General features: G+C 77.8%; 17 protein-coding genes and 1 pseudogene. 12 read left to right on the forward strand and 6 right to left on the reverse strand.

The genetic code is table 11. The features are described 5' to 3' along the window. The first annotated feature begins 4 nt into the window (after positions 1 to 4). The 8 genes from AC1VL8_RS06205 to AC1VL8_RS06240 all read left to right on the forward strand — a co-directional run bounded on the left by AC1VL8_RS06205 (position 5) and on the right by AC1VL8_RS06240 (position 5,562). Positions 5 to 685: a CpaE-like family protein gene (locus tag AC1VL8_RS06205; protein ID WP_483074563.1), complete on the forward strand. Its 681-nt coding sequence runs from the start codon at positions 5 to 7 to the stop codon at positions 683 to 685. Beyond that, positions 682 to 1,878, forward strand: coding sequence for a TadA family conjugal transfer-associated ATPase (locus tag AC1VL8_RS06210; RefSeq protein WP_483074564.1), 1,197 nt, complete (start codon positions 682 to 684; stop codon positions 1,876 to 1,878). Before AC1VL8_RS06205 ends, AC1VL8_RS06210 begins: the two co-directional genes overlap by 4 nt. Beyond that, positions 1,875 to 2,645 carry a type II secretion system F family protein gene (locus tag AC1VL8_RS06215; RefSeq protein ID WP_483074565.1) on the forward strand — a complete coding sequence of 257 codons (771 nt, stop codon included), beginning with the start codon at positions 1,875 to 1,877 and terminating at the stop codon, positions 2,643 to 2,645. Before AC1VL8_RS06210 ends, AC1VL8_RS06215 begins: the two co-directional genes overlap by 4 nt. A 10-nt stretch (positions 2,646 to 2,655) precedes the next feature. After that, positions 2,656 to 3,291: a type II secretion system F family protein gene (locus tag AC1VL8_RS06220; RefSeq protein WP_483074566.1), complete on the forward strand. Its 636-nt coding sequence runs from the start codon at positions 2,656 to 2,658 to the stop codon at positions 3,289 to 3,291. A gap of 404 nt (positions 3,292 to 3,695) precedes the next feature. Further along, on the forward strand, positions 3,696 to 3,845 hold the full coding sequence (locus AC1VL8_RS06225; RefSeq protein WP_389233490.1) for a DUF4244 domain-containing protein: 150 nt from the start codon (positions 3,696 to 3,698) through the stop codon (positions 3,843 to 3,845). 67 nt (positions 3,846 to 3,912) lie between these two features. Beyond that, positions 3,913 to 4,230, forward strand: coding sequence for a TadE family type IV pilus minor pilin (locus AC1VL8_RS06230; RefSeq protein WP_483074567.1), 318 nt, complete (start codon positions 3,913 to 3,915; stop codon positions 4,228 to 4,230). Beyond that, the gene (locus AC1VL8_RS06235) at positions 4,227 to 4,682 is read left to right on the forward strand and encodes an Rv3654c family TadE-like protein (protein ID WP_483074568.1); all 456 of its coding nucleotides are present in this window, start codon (positions 4,227 to 4,229) and stop codon (positions 4,680 to 4,682) included. The genes AC1VL8_RS06230 and AC1VL8_RS06235 overlap by 4 nt, the downstream gene beginning before the upstream one ends. A gap of 43 nt (positions 4,683 to 4,725) precedes the next feature. Beyond that, positions 4,726 to 5,562, forward strand: coding sequence for a MerR family transcriptional regulator (locus AC1VL8_RS06240; protein WP_483074569.1), 837 nt, complete (start codon positions 4,726 to 4,728; stop codon positions 5,560 to 5,562). Between the two features lie 22 nt (positions 5,563 to 5,584). Here the strand turns inward: AC1VL8_RS06240 and AC1VL8_RS06245 are convergent, their stop codons facing one another. Further along, a complete protein-coding gene (locus AC1VL8_RS06245) occupies positions 5,585 to 8,167 on the reverse strand; it encodes a DEAD/DEAH box helicase (protein WP_483074570.1) in 2,583 nt (860 codons plus the stop codon). A gap of 85 nt (positions 8,168 to 8,252) precedes the next feature. Here AC1VL8_RS06245 and AC1VL8_RS06250 point away from each other — a divergent pair, with 85 nt between their 5' ends. From AC1VL8_RS06250 to AC1VL8_RS06260, 3 genes are read left to right on the forward strand one after another with little or no spacing between them, the layout of a single operon-like run. Then, positions 8,253 to 9,026: a LamB/YcsF family protein gene (locus AC1VL8_RS06250; RefSeq protein ID WP_389233475.1), complete on the forward strand. Its 774-nt coding sequence runs from the start codon at positions 8,253 to 8,255 to the stop codon at positions 9,024 to 9,026. An 11-nt stretch (positions 9,027 to 9,037) separates the two neighbouring features. Then, positions 9,038 to 10,762, forward strand: coding sequence for a 5-oxoprolinase subunit B/C family protein (locus tag AC1VL8_RS06255; RefSeq protein ID WP_483074571.1), 1,725 nt, complete (start codon positions 9,038 to 9,040; stop codon positions 10,760 to 10,762). 38 nt (positions 10,763 to 10,800) lie between these two features. Then, positions 10,801 to 11,136: an STAS domain-containing protein gene (locus AC1VL8_RS06260; protein WP_483074572.1), complete on the forward strand. Its 336-nt coding sequence runs from the start codon at positions 10,801 to 10,803 to the stop codon at positions 11,134 to 11,136. A gap of 17 nt (positions 11,137 to 11,153) precedes the next feature. Here AC1VL8_RS06260 and AC1VL8_RS06265 read toward each other — a convergent pair whose 3' ends face one another. The 5 genes and pseudogenes from AC1VL8_RS06265 to AC1VL8_RS06285 all read right to left on the reverse strand — a co-directional run. Beyond that, positions 11,154 to 12,713, reverse strand: a complete 1,560-nt coding sequence (locus tag AC1VL8_RS06265) for an outer membrane protein assembly factor BamB family protein (RefSeq protein ID WP_483074573.1) — start codon at positions 12,711 to 12,713, stop codon at positions 11,154 to 11,156. Beyond that, positions 12,710 to 13,246 carry a sigma-70 family RNA polymerase sigma factor gene (locus tag AC1VL8_RS06270; RefSeq protein ID WP_483074574.1) on the reverse strand — a complete coding sequence of 179 codons (537 nt, stop codon included), beginning with the start codon at positions 13,244 to 13,246 and terminating at the stop codon, positions 12,710 to 12,712. Before AC1VL8_RS06270 ends, AC1VL8_RS06265 begins: the two co-directional genes overlap by 4 nt. A 158-nt stretch (positions 13,247 to 13,404) precedes the next feature. Continuing rightward, positions 13,405 to 14,793, reverse strand: a complete 1,389-nt coding sequence (locus AC1VL8_RS06275; protein WP_483076276.1) for a hypothetical protein — start codon at positions 14,791 to 14,793, stop codon at positions 13,405 to 13,407. Next, on the reverse strand, positions 14,790 to 15,014 hold the full coding sequence (locus tag AC1VL8_RS06280) for an RNA polymerase sigma factor (protein ID WP_483076195.1): 225 nt from the start codon (positions 15,012 to 15,014) through the stop codon (positions 14,790 to 14,792). The genes AC1VL8_RS06275 and AC1VL8_RS06280 overlap by 4 nt, the downstream gene beginning before the upstream one ends. Before the next feature lie 139 nt (positions 15,015 to 15,153). Then, positions 15,154 to 15,354: pseudogene (locus AC1VL8_RS06285) on the reverse strand (sigma factor); the annotation flags it as partial. A 203-nt stretch (positions 15,355 to 15,557) separates the two neighbouring features. Here AC1VL8_RS06285 and AC1VL8_RS06290 point away from each other — a divergent pair. Beyond that, positions 15,558 to 17,852 (forward strand): sodium-translocating pyrophosphatase, encoded by a 2,295-nt coding sequence (locus AC1VL8_RS06290; protein ID WP_483074575.1) that lies wholly within the window; start codon positions 15,558 to 15,560, stop codon positions 17,850 to 17,852. Positions 17,853 to 17,864 lie beyond the last annotated feature (12 nt).

The raw sequence follows: 17,864 nt of genomic DNA on the forward strand, positions 1-17,864 counted from the left end.
GGTCGTGGCGGCACTGCTCGCCGCGCGGCTGGCCCGCCGCGGTCCCACCGTGCTGGTCGACACCGGGCCGGGGCCGTCGCTGGACACGGCGCTCGGTATCGAGGACCAGCCCGGGCTGCGCTGGCCCGACCTCACCGGGGCGATCGGCGCGGTCGACCCCGACCAGCTCGCCGGCACGCTGCTGCGCTGGGACCGGTGCGCCGTGCTGCCGACCGACGACGCCCGCCCCGGGTCGCCGCCCGCCGCCGTGCTCCCGGACGTGCTCGACGCGCTCGCGGACGCGCACCGGTCCGTCGTTCTCGACCTCGACCGCTCCGCGGTGCTGGCGGCGCGGGCCGGACCTCCGGGCGTCGAGGACGCGCTGCACCGTGCGTGCGACTCGGTGCTGGTGGTCACGCCGCGGGACGTCCCCGGGACGGCGGGCGCGCGGCTGCTGCGCGATGTGCTCGTCGACGACGGGCGCCGGGTCGCGATGGTGCTGCGGGGTCCCGCGCCGGGCGGGCTGGGGGCCACCGAGATCGGTGAGTCCGTGGGCCTGCCGGTGCTCGCGACGCTGCCCCGCGCGAGGAGCGTCGCCGCCGCCGTGGACCGGGGAGCCGGGCCGGTGGCGCCCGCCGGGCTGCTGCGGGCGGTCGAGCGGCTCGCGGCTCGGCTGGTCGACCTGCCCCGGGAGCGCCGCGCATGACCGTCGGCAGCGGGCCGCCCGACGCGGACCTCGTCGCGGACGTCCGCCGGCGCCTCGTCGACGAGGGCGGACCCGTCACCGTGGAACGGGTCGCCGCCGCGCTGCGGGCCACCGGCCGTGTCCTCGGCCGGACCGCGCTCGCGGAGCTCGAGGCCTCCGTGCACGCCGAGATCCGGGGCGCCGGGCCGCTCCAGCCGCTGCTCGACGACCCCGACGTGACGGACGTGCTCGTGAACGGACCGCGCGACGTCTGGGTCGAGCACGCCGGCCGCCTCGTGCGCACCGACGTCGACCTCGGCGACGCCGGGCGCGTGCGCGACCTCGCGGTGCGGCTCGCGACCGCGGGCGGGCAGCGGCTCGACGACGCGCGCCCCGCCGTGGACGCCCGGCTGCCCGACGGCACGCGGCTGCACGCCGTCCTGCCGCCGGTCGCCGACGGCTGCACCCTGCTGTCGCTGCGCGTCGTGCGGCACCGGCCGTTCGCGCTCGCCGACCTCGTGCGGTCCGGGACGGTCGCCCCCGGCGTCGACGAGCTGCTGCGCGGTCTCGTCCGCGGTCGCGCGAACCTCCTGGTCTCCGGCGCGACCGGCACCGGCAAGACGACGCTGCTGTCGACGTTGCTCTCCCTGGCCGACCCGGGGGAGCGGATCGTCTGCGTCGAGGAGGCCGGGGAGCTCGCCCCGCAGCACCCGCACGTCGTGCGGCTGCTCGCCCGGCGGGCGAACGTCGAGGGCGCCGGTGCCGTCGACCTGGCGGACCTGGTCCGCGAGGCCCTGCGGATGCGGCCCGACCGCGTCGTCCTCGGGGAGTGCCGCGGGGCGGAGGTCCGGGAGGTGCTGAGCGCCCTGAACACCGGGCACGACGGCGGGTGCACGACCGTGCACGCCAACGCGGTGGCCGACGTGCCGGCGCGGCTCACGGCCCTGGGGGCGCTCGCGGGCCTGTCGCGTGACGCCGTCGCCGCGCAGGCCGCCAGCGCGTTCCACGCGGTGCTGCACCTGCGGCGCGACGGCGGCCGTCGGCGGGTCGCCGAGGTCGGGGTGGTCGACCGGCTCGACGGCGCGGGCGGGCTGCACGTCCGGACCGGGCTCGTCGTCGCGGCGGACGGCCGGGTCGGTGCCGGACCGAGCTGGCCCGCGCTCGCCCGACGCGCGGGACTCACCGGCGACCGCACGCCCACGGGCCCCGGGTGATCCGCGCCGCCCCCGGTCTGGGTGGGTCCGTGCTGGTCGGGGTGCCCGTCGCCGCCGCGGTGCTCCTCGCCGGCGGGACCGGTGCCGCCCGCACCCGGGTGCGGGCGGGTCCGGTGCGGGGCCCGCGCGGCGCGGCACCCCGAGGCCGTCGCGTGCCGCGGCGCGACCCGGGCGCGGCGCTCGCCGCGGCGGTCGCGACGGCGGCGGCCGAGCTCCGGGCCGGGCGGTCGCCCGCCGGGGCCTGGCAGGTCGCGCTCGGGATCCCGGTGCCCCCCGACGGGGTGCCGCTGCTCGACGACGCGGTCGCCGCGCTGGTGGGCCCGCCTCGGGCCGGCGGCGCGAGGAGTGTCCGGTGGGCGGGGGTACCCGACGGTGGCGCGGCCCTGGAGCGGCAGGTCGCGGGCGTGCTCGCCGCCACCCGGCTGGCGACCGTCCTCGGAGCCCCGCTCGCCCAGGTCCTCGACGCGGCCGCCCGCACCCTCGCCCAGGACACGGAGGTCGAGGCGGGGATCCGCGCGGCGCTCGCGGGCCCCCGGCAGACGACGCGCCTGCTCACCGGTCTGCCGCTCGTCGGGGTCGCCCTCGGGTCGGTGCTCGGCGCGGACGTCCTGGGCGTGCTGCTCGGCGGAGGCCCGGGCACCGCCGCCGGCCTGCTCGGGCTCGTGCTCGTCGCCGCGGGGCGGAGGTGGGTGGCGGTGATGACCGCTGCTGCCCGGCGTGCCGGGGACGCGGCGCGGGCCGGGCACGCGCAGCGCGGGAGCGGGTGACGTGCGCGCCGTGCTGCTCGTCCTGGCCGTGCTCGCCGCGTCCGCCCACCTGCGCCCCCGGGCGCGGCGGCTCCCGGGCCCGGGGGCGCTCTCCGGGCGGGGCAGGGCCTCGGGCGGGGATGCGGTGCGCGGCGGGGACCGGGGGACCGGTCGGGGCGCCCGGCCGGGTGCCCGACGCGGGCCCGTGGCCGGTCCGGCGGACCCGCGTCGACGCCCCGGACCCGCCCCGGACTCCGTGACGATCCTCGACCTGCTCGTGGTCGCGGTGGAGGCGGGCGCGTCGGTGCCCGACGCCGTGGGCGCGGTCGGCGACGTCCTCGTCGACCCCGTCGGCGCGGACCTGCGCGCGGCGGCCGGTGCCCTGCGCCTCGGCGCCCCGTGGGCCGCCGCGTGGGCCCGGGCACCTGGGTTCGGCGAGGCGCTGGCACCGCTGGAGTCCGCGTGGAGCACCGGCGCGGGTGCGGCCCCGGCTCTCCGCGCCGCCGCTGCCGGTCTGCGTCGTGAGCGTGAGCGCGCCGCGCGCGAGGCGGCGGCCCGGCTCGGGGTGCGGATCGTGCTGCCCCTCGGGCTGTGCTTCCTTCCGGCCTTCGTGCTGATCGGTCTGGTCCCGGTCCTGGTGTCGCTCGCCGGGACGCTGCTGCGGTGAGCAGCAGATCCGTGCGGCTCGTCGCGGCCCGTGGGACAGGCGGCGTGCGGGCGCCGAACCCTCCACAGGCCGGTCGCCCGCGCGTCGTCCCCAGGATCGCGCGCTCGGGACCAGGAGCGCCGAGCCGACGGCAGCACAGTCGGAGTGCGGGCGGCGACGGGCTGCCCGGCGGACTCGAGGAGGACACGATGGCTGACGGCACGGGTGACCGGGTGGACGGACGGGGAGCGCGAACGGCGCGCGCGGTTCGGGTCGTGCGTCGGCGCCGTCGGGGAGCGACGGACCGGGGACGAGCTCCCGGTCGGTCGTCGGGGGTGGTCCGGTTCGCGAGGCACGTCCGGCGCGGACGCCTCGGACGCGCGGTCGCGGCCCGGGCGCGCGCGGTCCGCCGGGGGGTGCCGGGCGTGCCGGCCGACGCGGGGATGGCCACCGCCGAGTACGCGATCGTGATGATCGCGGCGGTGGGGTTCGCCGGCCTGCTCGTCGTCATCCTCACGAGCCCGGAGATCCGCGAGGCCCTCACGTCGCTGGTGCGCGGTGCGCTGTCGGTGTGAGGCGGGCGAGCCACGTGCCCCCGGGCCGTCCCGGGTGCGCCGCCGTCCCGACGGTGACGAGGGCTCGGTGACCGCGGAGATGGCGGTCGTCCTGCCGGTCGTCGCGCTGCTGGTCGGTGTGGTCGTCGCCCTCGCGTCGATCGCCGCGACCCAGCTGCGGTGCGCTGACGCCGCCCGGTCGGGTGCGCGGGCCGCGGCGCTCGGCGAGGACGACGCTGCCGTGGCCCGGGTCGCACGACGCATCGCCGGCGACGGCGCGCAGGCCGCGGTCGGACGCGGCGACGGGTGGGTCGTCGTGACCGTGGAGGTGGCGGTCGGGCCGACGGTGCCGCTGCTCGGCGGCGTCGTGGCGCACGGGACCGCGACCGCACGGGAGGAGCCGTGACGGCTGGCTGGCGGGCCGACCGGGCGACCCCCCGTACCGACCGTGGGAGCCCGCTCGACCGGGCGACTCGTTCCGACCGGGCGACCCGCCCCGACCGCCGCGACCGTGGCTCGGCGTCGGTGCTCGTGCTCGGGCTCCTGGCGGTCGTGGCCGTGCTCGCCGGGGCGCTGGGGGCGCTCGCGGGCGCGCAGGCCGCCCGGTGGCGGGCCCAGACGGCGGCGGACCTCGGTGCGATCGCGGGCGCACAGGCGGCGCGGCGGGCCGTCGAGGACGCGTGCGCCGTCGCCGGACTCGTCGTCGGGCGGAACGGTGCCGACCTCGCCACCTGCGGCGTCCGGGCGGGCGGGGTGGTCGAGGTGCGGGCGACGGTGCCGTTCGGCCCGGGGGAGGCCTCGGCCACCGCGCGGGCGGGCCCGCAGGCGGCCCGGGTGAGGACGGTGGCGGACCCGTGAGGTCCTGCGGCTGGACCCTGCCACCGTGTCAGGGTGTGGGGTCATGGACATGACCCGTTCCGAGGCGAGGCTGTTCACGATCGGGGAGTTCTCCCGGCTGACGCGGATCAGCGTGCGGATGCTCCGGCACTACGACGACCACGGGCTGCTGCCCCCGGCCGCCGTCGACCCGTTCACCGGGTACCGCTCGTACTCCCCGGAGCAGCTGCGGACCGCGGCGCGCGTGTGCGCGTTGCGGGACGCGGGCTTCGCGGTCGCGCAGATCGCGCGGCTGCTGCCGGAGGACCGCGCCGCGGTCGTGCGGCAGGCGCTCGACGACCAGCGCGCCCGCCTGGAGGCGGACGCGGACGACGTCCGTCGGCGCATCGAGCGGGTCGACCACCTCATCACCGCGCTGGAGGAGTCCGTCATGTCCGTCGACGTCCGTCGCACCACCCTGCCCGGCATCCCCGTCGCCGCCTTGCGCGGCACGATCCCCACCTACGCCGACGAGGGGCTGCTCTGGCAGCGGCTCGGCGCGGCGCTCGGGGCGGCGCGAGCCGTCCCCGTCCCCGGAGGCTGCGCGGGGGCGACCTTCCACGACGACGGCTTCCGGGAGCGCGACGTCGACGTCGAGGTGTGGCTGGAGGTCGCCGGCCCGTTCGGCGGCGCGGACGACCTGCGGTTCGTCGAGCTGCCCGACCGGGACGTCGTCACGGCGACGTTCACCGGCCCGTACGACCAGGTCGGTGCGGTGACCGTCGCCCTCGGCGACTGGATCGCGGCGCACGACCTGGAGATGGACGGGCCGATGTTCGACGTCTACCGGGTCGGCCCGGCGCAGGAGCAGGACCCGTCCCGCTGGGTGACCGAGGTGTGCCAGCCGGTGCGCGACCGCTGACCGGTCCGGTGCCGGGGCCGGGTCAGGCCGTTGGGGCGTGCGACAGGACGACGTCGAGCAGGCGCACGGCCGCGGCCTTCTCCAGCGGGTTGTTGCCGTTCCCGCACTTGGGGGACTGCACGCACGCCGGGCACCCGGTCCGGCACGGGCAGGTCGCGATGGCCTCGCGGGTCGCCCGCAGCCAGGTCGCGCCGAGGGCGTAGCCGCGCTCCGCGAAGCCCGCGCCGCCGGGGTACGCGTCGTGCACGAAGACCGTCGCCTGCTCGGTGTCGACGTGGAGCGCGGTCGACACCCCGCCGAGGTCCCAGCGGTCGCACGTCGCGAGCAGCGGCAGCAGTCCGATGGACGCGTGCTCGGCGGCGTGCAGGGCGCCGGGCGCGGTCTCCAGGGTCACGCCGGCGCGCTCGAGCACCTCGGCCGGGGCGGTCCACCAGACCGCGGTGGTCGGCAGGGTCCGGGCGGGCAGGTCCAGCAGCTCCGAGCCGAGCACCTCCATGTCGGGGATGCGCTTGCGCTGGTAGCTCAGCACCTGCGTGGTGACGTCGACCGCCCCGAACCCCCAGGTCACCGGGCCCCACCGCCGCTCGTGGGTGGTGGACCGGATCTCGGTGGACGTCACCCACCGGGCCCAGGTCCCGTAGTCGACGTCGCGACGGTCCACCAGCGCGACGCCGTCCGCCAGGTGCAGCTCGGACACCACGTACGTCGCGCCCTGGTGGACGTAGACCGCGCCGGCGTGGACGGTCGAGTCGGCCGCGGCGGAGTCCACGGTCCCGAGGAGCCGGCCGGTGGACGCCTCGACGACGCGCACGGGGTCACCACCGGTCCCGCGGAGGTCGGTGAGCCGCGCGGCCTGCTCCGCGTGCGTCCAGTACCAGCCGGACGGGCGCCGGCGCAGCGCCCCCCGGGCCACGAGGACGTCCAGCAGCTCACGCGTCCCCGGGCCGAACAGGTCGAGCTCCTCGGTGCGGATCGGGGTCTCCGCGGCGGCGGAGCACAGGTGCGGCGCGAGCACGTACGGGTTGGCGGGGTCGAACACGGTCGCCTCCACCGGGGCGTCGAGCGCCGCCTCGGGGTGGTGCACGAGGAACGTGTCGAGCGGGTCCTCGCGGGCCACCAGGACGACGAGCCCGTCGGCGCCCGCGCGGCCCGCACGCCCGGCCTGCTGCCACAGGGAGACGCGGGTCCCGGGCCAGCCGGCGATGACCACGGCGTCCAGCCCGGAGATGTCGACGCCGAGCTCGAGCGCGTTCGTGGTGGCCAGGGCCCGCAACCGCCCGGTGCGGATCGCCTGCTCCAGGGCGCGGCGCTCCTCCGGGAGGTAGCCGCCGCGGTAGGCGGCGACGGCGGCGGCCAGCTCCGGGTCGACCTCGCGCAGGTGCTCCCGGGTGACGGTCGCGACCGACTCGGCGGCCCGCCGCGACCGGGTGAACGCGAGGGTCCGGGCGCCGGCGGCGGTGAGGTCCGCCAGCAGGTCCGCGACCTCGGCGGTGGCGGATCGGCGGGGCCGGTCGGGGTCGTCGGCGACCAGGTCCTCGCCGGTGCCGAGCGGTCCCGACCCCTCGCGGGCGGGCCCGACCGACCCGGCGTCGGGGCCGGTGGCCGGTGCCGCGGTCGCCGCGTCCGGCCCACCGGGCGCGACCGGGTCCGACGCCCCGCCCGCCCGGTCGACGTCCACCGGCGGCTCGTCGAGCGGCAGCGCCCACGGATCGTCCTCGGGGAGCAGCCCGCTCCACGGGCCCTCGGCGGCCGGGACCTCCGGCGGCTGCCAGAGCGCGATCGTCTTGCGGCCGGCGGGGGAGGCGTCGTCGGCGACGGAGACGACGTCCTGCGGCAGCACGCCGATGAGCCGCGCGGCGCTCGCGGCGGGCTCGGCGGTGGTCGCGGACGCCAGCAGGAACACCGGGTCGGCGCCGTAGATCCCCGCGACGCGGCGCAGCCGGCGCAGCACCGCGGCGACGTGGGCGCCGAACACCCCGCGGAACGCGTGGCACTCGTCGAGCACCACGTACCGCAGGGAGCCGAGCAGCCGGGCGTACCGGCGGTGCTGGGGCAGCAGGGCGAAGTGCAGGAAGTCCGGGTTGGTCAGCACCACGTCGGCGTGCTCCTGCACCCACCGGCGCTCCTCCTGCGCGGTGTCGCCGTCGCAGGTCGACACGCGCACTTCCCGCACCCGGGCGGCCCGCAGGACGCCGTCGAGGGCGTGCAGCTGGTCGGCGGCGAGCGCCTTGGTCGGGCAGAGGTACAGCACGGAGCCGCGGCGGGCGACGGTCTCGATCCGGCCCGGGTCGAGGGTGCGGGCGGCGGCCTGCGCGCGGACGGCCGACAGCGAGGGCAGCCAGAACGCCAGCGACTTGCCCGACCCCGTGGAGGTCGACAGCACGGTGTGCCGGCCGGACCAGGCTGCCTCGGCCGCCTCGGCCTGGTGGCGCCACGGCCGGTCGACGCCCAGCGACCGGTACCCGGCGACCAGGTCCGCGTCCGCCCACGTGGGCCAGTCCACGGCGGTCCCGGCGCGGGCGGGCAGGTGCCGGACGTGTGTGAGCCGGTCCGCGCGCCGCCCACCGGCGAGCAGCACGTCGAGCAGCTCACCGGTCGCGACCACGGCACCATCCTCGCCCCTGCCGACGCGGTCCGCGGACGACGCCGAGCGGGGGACCGTGGACGGCGCCGCGGGGCAGGATGGGGCCGTGGCTGCGCACACCGACCTGAACTGCGACCTCGGCGAGGGCTACGGCCCCTGGACGCTCGGCGAGCCCGGCACGGACGACGCGCTGCTCGACGTGGTGACCAGCGCGAACGTCGCGTGCGGGTTCCACGCGGGCGACCCGGCGATCATGGCGGCGCGCTGCGCGACCGCCGTCGCGCGCGGCGTCGCGGTCGGTGCGCACGTCGGGTACCGGGACCTGGTCGGGTTCGGGCGGCGCGCGCTGGACGTGCCCGCCGACGTGCTGACGGCGGAGGTCGCGTACCAGGTGGGGGCGCTGCAGGCGGTGGCGCGGGGCGTCGGCGCCCGGGTCGGGTACGTCAAGCCGCACGGGGCGCTCTACCACCGGGTGGTCGGCGACGACGAGCAGGCGCGCGCGGTGGTGGCCGGGATCGTCGGGACCGACCCGGGTCTGGCCGTCGTGGGGATGCCGGGGTCGGCGGTGCTGCGGCACGCGTCGGCCGCGGGCCTGCGGACGGTGCCCGAGGCGTTCGTGGACCGGGGGTACCGGGCGGACGGGACGCTCGCGCCGCGGGGCACCGCCGGGGCGCTGGTCACGGACCCCGAGGAGGCCGCGGCCCGAGCCGTCCGGCTGGTGCTCGAGGGCGTCGTGCGTTCGGTCGACGGGACGGAGGTGCCGGTCGCGGCGGACTCGCTGTGCGTGCACTCCGACACACCCGGCGCGGTGCCGGTGGCACGGGCGGTGCGCGCGGCCCTGGAGCGGGCCGGCGTGGTGCTGCGGCCCGCGGCGCCGTGACCCACCGCGCCGTGCCCGACCGCGCCGTGCCCGTCCGCGCCGTGCCCGTCCGCGCGGTGCCGTACGGCCCGGACGGGGTGCTCGTCGACCTGCCGGACCTGGACGCGGTGCGTGCGCTCGACGAGGTGCTCCGGGCCGACCCGCCGCCGGGTGCCGTCGACGTCGTGCCCGCCGCGCGCACGCTCCTGGTCCGGTTCGCGGACCGGTCGTGGGTGGCGCGCGGGCTGGTCGCGCTGACGGCGACCGCCGGTGCGCTCGCGGCGACCGGTGCGCTCGCGGCGACCGGTGCGCTCGCGGCGACCGGCGGTCCACCGGCGCACCCCGCGCCCGCGGCGACCGGCGGTCTACCGACGCACCCCGCGCCCGCGGCCCCGCCCGTCGAGCTCCCCGTCCGCTACGACGGCCCGGACCTCGCCGAGGTCGCCGCGCTGACCGGCCTCACGGAGGCGGAGGTCGTCCGGCGGCACGCGGCGGCGACGTACACGGTGGCGTTCGGCGGGTTCGTGCCCGGGTTCGCCTACCTCAGCGGGCTCGACCCCGCGCTGCACGTCCCCCGCAGGTCCTCGCCGCGCGAGCGCGTCCCGGCGGGGTCGGTGGCGGTCGCGGGGAAGCTCGCGGCGGTCTACCCGTCGGCGACGCCGGGCGGGTGGCGGCTGCTCGGCACCTGCGACGTGCCGCTGTTCGACGTCGACCGCGACCCGCCGGCGCTGCTCGCGCCCGGCACGCGGGTGCGGTTCGTCCCCGCGGGGTCGCCGGCGGCACCCGTCGCCGCGCGAGTCGCCGTTCGCACGCCGACGCCGCCGACCGGGGGCGTCGTCGAGGTCCGCGACCCCGGCGTGCTCGCCCTCGTCCAGGACCGGGGCCGCCCGGCCCTGGCCGCGGTCGGCGTGGGGCGGTCCGGCGCCGCGGACGCCCGTGCGGCGCGTCAGGCGAACCGGCTCGTCGGGAACTCCGGGGACGCGGCCGTCCTCGAGGTGCTGCTCGGGGGCGTCGAGCTGGGCTTCCCGGCGGGTGGGGTGCTGGCGCTGACCGGGGCCGAGGTCCCGGCCCGGCTCGACGGGCGCCCGGTCGCCCCGCGGACCGCGACCCGCGTCCCGCCCGGGGCGGTGCTGCGGACCGGGCACGCGGTGCACGGGCTGCGCGTGTACGTCGCGGTGCGCGGTGGCCTGGAGGTGCCGGCGGTGCTGGGGTCGCGGTCGTCGGACCAGCTGTCCGGGATCGGCCCGCCACCGGTGCGCGCCGGCGACGTGCTCCCGGTCGGCGCCCGGGTGGAGGCGGCCGCGCAGCCGTGGCCCGACCCGCCGTCGCCCCGGTCGGACCCGGCGGAGCTGGCGGTGCTCCCGGGCCCGCGGCCGGACTGGTTCGCGCCGGGCGGGCTCGCCGCCCTGGGCCGGCGGGTGTACACCGTCACCCCCGCGAGCAACCGGGTGGCGCTGCGGCTCGACGGCCCGCCGGTCGAACGGGTGAATCGTGGCGAGCTTCCCGTCGGAGCCCCTGGTGCCCGGCGCGGTGCAGGTCCCGCCCGACGGCCGACCGGTCGTGTTCGGCGCGGACCACCCGGTGACCGGCGGTTACCCGGTGCTGGCGGTGCTGACCGACGCGGCCCGGGACGTCGCCGGTCAGCTGCGTCCGGGCGACGCGGTGCGGCTGGTCCCCCGGGGATGACCGCGGTCCCGGGGCCCGGTCGGACACGCGCCCGGAGCAGAACGCCGTCGCACGCCCCACGGTCTGTTTGAATGCTCCCAGCGGGAGGGGAGCCCAGGTGGACGTGAGCGTGGCCAGCAGGACCGTGGACGGTCGGACCGTCGTCGACGTGTCGGGCGAGATCGACGTGTACACCGCGCCTGCCCTGCGCGAGAAGCTCACGTCCCTGGTCGACCAGGGTCACGTGGACCTGGTCGTGAACCTGACGGACGTGCGGTTCATGGACTCCACCGGCCTCGGTCTGCTGGTCGGCGTGCTCAAGCGCGTCCGCGGCGCCGACGGCCGGCTGCAGCTGGTGATCGACTCCGAGCGGCTGCTCAAGGTCTTCCGGATCACGGCGCTGACCCAGGTGTTCACCATCCGCGAGACCGTCGACGCGGCGCTCGCGGACCAGCCCGCCGACTGATCCGCGACCGCCCGGGGTCAGGGGACCAGGCTCGTCAGCGAGCCGTCGGCGCCCACGGCGACGAGCGTGCCGTCGACCTCGTGCACCTGGACCGTCGGGTCGAGCGCGAGCTCCCAGGCGACGGATCCGGTGCGGAGGTCGACCGCCCGGAGGCCCGCGAGGTCGTCGACGACCAGGCGCTCGCCGTCCACCCCGACGATGTTCCCGGCCGGCGTGCGCCAGAGCTCCGTGCCGGTCGTGGCGTCGACGGCGACGAGCTCCTCCTGGCCCACGAGCACCACGGTGCGGCCCGCCACGGCCTGCACGGCGGTGGTGCCCGGCACGGACCAGACGACCTCGCCCGACGCGGGGTCGACCGCGCGCACGCGCCGGTCGGCGGAGTCGGCCGGATCCGGCCACACGAGCAGGGGCACGTCGAGGTCGGGCGCGGGCGCCCACACCCCGGGCGTGGCCGCGTACCCGGCGGGGAGCGTCAGGTCCCGCCCGTCGGGGCCCGCGGCGTGCAGGTTGCCGTCGGCCGCGTACCCGGTCACCCAGCCGTCGGGGCGCACCCCACCCGGTCGGTTCAGCGACCCGCCGACCTGGCGCCCGCTCCTCGCGTCGACGACGAACGAGTACTGCGGCGCCTCGACGAGCACGTACGCACCCGCGCGTCGCCACTGGACCACCCCGTCGCCGACCCCGTCGCCGGCGGCACCCGGCAGCGTGAACCCGCCCCGCACGGCGCCCGTGACGAGGTCGCGCACCTCGACGAGCACGTCGGTGCCGGTGACGGCGTGCACGACGACGGCGTCGGCGGCGAGAGCGATGCCCGACCCGCCCGGTCCGGCCTCCCGGACCACTTCCCCGGTCCCCGGGTCGCGCAGCTGGACCACGCGGGCGCCGTCGCCGCCCCCCTGGCAGACGAGGAGCCCGTCGTGGACGCCGGCGCACGCGTCGACCGCGTCGCCGGGCGGTCCGTCCAGGGTCCAGCGGACGGTCCCGTCGTCCGCGCCGAGGCCGACGAGGTCCTCGTCCTCCGGGATGCCCGCGGCGACCAGCCACGTCCCGCCTGCGGCGAGGGCGCGGAACGCCGGGTAGGAGTGCGGGGAGGCCGTCACGTCCCCGAGGAGGGGCAGCGCGCCCGGGTACCCCGACGCGGCGGGCCAGATGCTGCTCGGCGGCACGGTCCAGGCGGCGCGGGGGGCGGACGGGTAGGACCGCAGGACGCCGGTGGTCCCGGTGACGTCCGGCGCCGTCGGGGGCGCGCTCGTCACCGGGCTGCTCGGCGTGGGATCGGGCGTGGGGTCCGGAGCGGGGGTGGGGGTGGGGGTCGACCGCGTGGGCGACGTGGTCGGGGTGCCCGCCGGTCGGGGCTCGGGCCGGTCGGCCAGCGCGGACCCGGTGAGGACCAGGCTGGTCACCGCCGCGATGCCCGCGACGGTGGTCAGGGCCCCGCGCCGTCGGCGTGCGCGGCTCGACTGCCGCGTGATCGACGACACGGACAGCCCGTCGCCGCGGCGCTGCCGGTCGATCTGCTCGTCGGCGGCGCTCCGGGCGAGGTCGCCGAAGCTGGTGTGCAGGTCGCGCTCGTTCATCGCCGGTCCTCCGTCGTCGCTCGCACCTCGACCGTCTCGTGGGCGGCGGACGCGTCGCCCATCAACGCCCCGAGGCGTCTCGTCCCGTCCGACAGGTACCGCTTGACCGCGCCCTCGGAGAGCTGCAGCCGCGCCGCGATGCCCGCGACGGTGAGGTCCTCGTAGAACCGCAGCACCACGCACGCCCGCTCCCGGGGGCTCAGGTGCCGCAGCGCCGACGCCAGGTCGGCGGCCACGTCGGTGGCGGCCTCGCGCGCCGGCTCGGACTCGGGGGTCGCGAGCAGGTGCACGCGCCGCTGCCACAGCCGTCGTCGCCGGTACTGGTCCAGGTACGTGGACAGCACGGCCCGGCGCACGTACGCCTCGAGCGACTCGATGTCCGCACCTGCCCGCCACCGGGACCAGGCCTTCGCCAGCGCGTCCTGGACCAGGTCCTGGGCGCTGTCGTGGTCACCCGTCAGCAGCCGGGCGTACCCGACGAGGGCCGGCCCCCGTTCCGCGACGAACGTCGCCACCTGCTCCTGCCACGCCACGTGGTCCCCCTCGTCGTCCGCCCGCGTCCGCGGGTGGTCCCGGTGATCCTGTCGTGAGGTGGGACGAGCGCCTCGGGCGGAACGTTGGGGGCCGGCGGCGGTTCACCCGGTCGGCGCACCCGGGCCCGCCGACCGTGCTGGCGGGCCCGGGTGCCCGGTCACCCGACGACGAGCGTGGCGCGTCCGGCGGGCACGGACGCCCACAGCACCTCCTGGGGTCCCGCCACCGGCATGACCTCGACGGCGATGACGACCTCGTAGGTGCCGGCACCCAGCGGGACGTCCGAGGTGTACACGGGCTCACCCGGGACGCAGGCGACCGGCTCGTACACGGGCTCCGTGAAGTCCAGCGGGAGGCCGCCGGCGAGCTCGTAGAGCGCCCCGCCCTCGTAGTACAGGGGCGTGTTGCCGACGATCCGGCCCTCGCTCAGGGCCAGGAGGTGGACGGCGCCGACCATGATCGTCATGCGCCCTCCGCCCTCGTAGGTGAGGCTCGACGTGACCGAGGCGAGGTCGGCCGGGGTCAGCGTCGCCCCCACGAGGTCGGAGGACAGGTGCACCGGGTTCGCGGGGTCGGCCACCGGAGCGGGGTCGCCGCAGGTGAGCGGCGGTGACGCGACCGGTGCGCGCGGGGGCTCGCCGGCGAAGGGCAGGGGTGCCATCGCGTCCGCGGTCCCGGTGACCGTGATCGTCGTCGGCGTGCCGACGGCGGTCGCCGGGGTGCCCAGCTCGGCGACCAGGTCCTCGGCGTCGCGCCGGACGCCGTCGGGGCCGGTCAGCGCCTCCCAGGACGACCCCAGGGCGACCACGTCGGACCACGGCAGGATCTCGTAGTCCCCGGCCGGCAGCGGGGCGCCCGCGCTCACGCCCGGCTGGGTCTCGGGGCCGCACACGGCCAGGGGGAGCCAGTCGACCCCGATCGGGACGTCCGACCCACCGTCCTCGTCGACGACCCAGGTGTCGCGCCCGACCGACGTGCTGCCGACGACCACGCCGTCCCGCAGCACGGAGACGCGCGCCCCGCCGGGGTGGACGGCGCCGTACCTGCCGTACTCGCCGACGCCGACCTCCGAGGTCACGGCGACCGCGCCGCCCGCGACGGCGGAGGTCACGTACGGGACGGCGGTGGCGGAGAACGCCGGGTCGACGGGGGCCGCCGGTGCGGAGGTGGCGAGGGACCCGCACGCGCCGAACGGCAGCGTCGGGTCGCCGGTGGGGAGGACGACGGCGGGCGTCTCCGGCGTGGCACTCGGTGTGGGGCTCGGTGTGGGCGTCGGCGTCGGCGCCGGGGTGGTCGAGGGCACCGGGGTCGGCGCCGCGGGCTGCGGGGGGGCCTCCTGCGCGAGCGCGAGTCCCCCGAGCACGACGCCGGTGAGGACGACCATGCCGCCCACGGTCCCGGCGGCGGCCCGGACGGCGCGGCGGCGTCGGACGCGACGGACGGTCGGGGGCAGCAGCGTGCCGGCGCCCGCGGTGGCACGGGCGCGGTGCGCGCCGGCCGCGTCGGCGGCGAGGTCGCGCAGGGCGGTCTCCAGGTCCTGGTTCATCGTGCGCCGCCCTTCGCGGTCGGGAGGTCCTCGGCGGTGAGCCCGGGCTGCTCGCCGAGCAGCGGGGCCAGGGTGCGGTTCGCGTCGTGGAGGTAGCGGCCGACGGCGCCGTCGGAGAGCTCCAGCCGGACGGCGATGTCGTGCACGGGCAGGTCCTCGTAGAACCGCAGGACCACGCACGCGCGCTGCCGCGGGCTGAGGTGGGTGAGGGCCCGGAGCACCGCGTCGCGGTCGTCCGCACCGCGGTCCGCGTCGCCGGAGAAGCTCGGGCGCGGCGACCAGGTGCGCGACGTCGTGCCACCGCCGCGACCGGCGTCGGCCGTCGACGAACGCGTGCAGCATGCAGCGGCGCACGTACGCCTCGAGCCACGCGACGTCGGCACCGGCGCGTCGGCGCGTCCAGGTGCGGACGAGCCCCTCCTGCACGAGGTCCTCGGCGGCAGCGAGGTCGCCGGTCAGGAGGTAGGCGTACCCCACGAGCGCGTCACCCCGCTCCCGCACGAAGTCCTCGAGCTGTCGTTCCCAGGCCACGGCCGTCCCCCCTGTCGTCCTCTGCACCACCTTGTCGCCCGCTCAGACGTCCCGCGGCACCGGAACCTTGGGGGTGTCACCCGAACGGCGCAACGAGGACCGAGGACGTTCTTCCCTTTTCCGGACAACCCGGACGCGTCTGGCTACAGTGGCCCCCTCACGCGGCAACGGAGCGGCGTGTACCCACCGGCCGCGGCCTGTGCAGGGCCCGCGGCTGCGTCCGAGGAGGATGCATGGTCGAGCTCGGGTCCGGCAGTCTCGTGGTCGTCGCCGTCATCGCCGCCCTGGCGGTCGCAGCCCTGGTCGTCGCGGTGGTGCTCCGCCGTCAGGTGCTCGCGGCCGACGAGGGGTCGGCGTCGATGCAGGCGATCGCCGCCGCCATCCAGGAGGGCGCGTCGGCGTACCTCGCCCGCCAGCTGCGGACGCTGGTGCTGTTCGCGGTCGTCGTGTTCGCGCTGCTGTTCCTGCTGCCCGGCGACGCGGGGGTCAAGATCGGCAGGTCGGTGTTCTTCCTGATCGGGGCGGGCTTCTCGGCGTCGATCGGCTACCTCGGGATGTGGTTGGCGACGCGCGCGAACGTGCGGGTCGCGGCGGCGGCGTCGCTGCCGGGCGGTCGGGCCGAGGGGGCGCGGATCGCCCTGCGGACCGGTGGCGTCGTCGGGATGTCCGTCGTCGGCCTGGGCCTGCTGGGCGCGGCGGTCGTGGTGCTGCTGTACCGGGGCGAGGCGCCGGCGGTGCTGGAGGGCTTCGGGTTCGGCGCGGCGCTGCTGGCGATGTTCATGCGGGTCGGCGGCGGGATCTTCACCAAGGCGGCCGACGTCGGCGCCGACCTGGTGGGCAAGGTCGAGCAGGGCATCCCCGAGGACGACCCGCGCAACGCCGCGACGATCGCGGACAACGTGGGGGACAACGTCGGCGACTGCGCGGGCATGGCCGCGGACCTGTTCGAGTCGTACGCGGTGACCCTGGTGGCGGCGCTGATCCTCGGGCGGGCGGCGTTCGGCGAGCAGGGGCTGGTGTTCCCGCTGGTCGTCACGGCGATCGGCGCGCTCGTCGCGGGGCTCGGGGTGCTGGTGACGCGGGTGCGCGGCGACGAGAGCGGGCTGACCGCGATCAACCGCGGGTTCGCGATCGCGGCGGTCGCGGGCGCGGTGCTGGCGGCGGTGGCGGCGTTCGCGTACCTGCCGTCGTCGTTCACCGAGCTGGCGGGCACGGCCGGGCTGGGCGCCGACGACGGCGACCCGCGGGTGGTCGCCGCGGGCGCGGTGGCGATCGGTGTCGTGCTGGCCGGCCTGATCCTGTGGGTCACCGGGTACTTCACCGGGACGACGTCCAAGCCGACGATCCACGTCGCGCGGACCTCCCAGACGGGCGCGGCGACGGTCGTGCTGTCCGGCATCGGCGTCGGGTTCGAGTCGGCCGTCTACACCGCGGGCATCATCGCGGCGGCGATCTGCGGGGTGTTCCTGCTGTCCGGCGGCTCGATCGCGCTGTCGCTGTTCGCGGTGGCGCTCGCGGGCTGCGGGCTGCTGACGACCGTCGGGGTGATCGTCGCGATGGACACGTTCGGACCGGTGAGCGACAACGCGCAGGGCATCGCCGAGATGTCCGGCGACGTCACCGAGGAGGGCGCGCAGATCCTCACCGACCTCGACGCCGTCGGGAACACGACGAAGGCCGTCACCAAGGGCATCGCGATCGCCACCGCGGTGCTCGCGGCCACGGCGCTGTTCGGCTCCTACGCGGACGCCGTCGCGGGGGCGGTGTCGCGGCTGTCGCTGACCGAGGTGCCCGGCGACATCGTCCTGGCGATGACGGACTACCAGGTGATCAGCCCGGTGACGCTCGTCGGGGTGATCCTCGGCGGGGCGACCGTCTTTCTGTTCTCCGGCCTGGCGATCGACGCGGTGACCCGCGCGGCCGGCGCGATCGTGTTCGAGGTGCGCCGCCAGTTCCGCGAGCACCCCGGGATCATGACCGGCGCCGAGCGGCCCGAGTACGGCAAGGTCGTCGACATCTGCACCCGGGACTCGCTGCGCGAGCTCGCGACGCCCGGGCTGCTCGCGGCGTCCGCGCCGGTGGCGGTCGGGTTCGGGCTCGGCATCGGGCCGCTCGCGGGGTTCCTGGCCGGGGCGATCGGGTCGGGCGTGCTGATGGCGGTGTTCCTCGCGAACTCCGGCGGCGCGTGGGACAACGCGAAGAAGCTCGTCGAGGACGGCCGGTACGGCGGCAAGGGCTCGCCCGCGCACGCCGCGGTCGTCATCGGCGACACCGTCGGCGACCCGTTCAAGGACACCGCGGGCCCGGCGATCAACCCGCTGATCAAGGTGATGAACCTGGTCGCGCTGCTGATCGCCCCGGCCGTGGTCACGGTGAGCATCGGCGACGACGCGAACCAGGTGCTCCGGCTGACCATCGCGGTGCTGGCGGCGCTGATCGCGTTCGGGGCGGTCGTGGTGTCCCGGCTGCGGGCGGCGCGCGTCGACGAGGAGGCGCGGCTCGAGCGGGAGGTCAGCCTGCCGGCGTGACGTCTGGTCGAC

Source organism: Cellulomonas sp. KU4C (genome assembly GCF_056868065.1).

Bases quoted from the DNA above. Each gene is read 5' to 3' on its own strand.
- AC1VL8_RS06210 (WP_483074564.1), top strand. From the start codon at position 682: ATGACCGTCGGCAGCGGGCCGCCCGACGCGGACCTCGTCGCGGACGTC.
- AC1VL8_RS06290 (WP_483074575.1), top strand. From the start codon at position 15,558: ATGGTCGAGCTCGGGTCCGGCAGTCTCGTGGTCGTCGCCGTCATCGCC.
- AC1VL8_RS06265 (WP_483074573.1), bottom strand. From the start codon at position 12,713: ATGAACGAGCGCGACCTGCACACCAGCTTCGGCGACCTCGCCCGGAGC.
- AC1VL8_RS06240 (WP_483074569.1), top strand. From the start codon at position 4,726: ATGGACATGACCCGTTCCGAGGCGAGGCTGTTCACGATCGGGGAGTTC.
- AC1VL8_RS06275 (WP_483076276.1), bottom strand. From the start codon at position 14,793: ATGAACCAGGACCTGGAGACCGCCCTGCGCGACCTCGCCGCCGACGCG.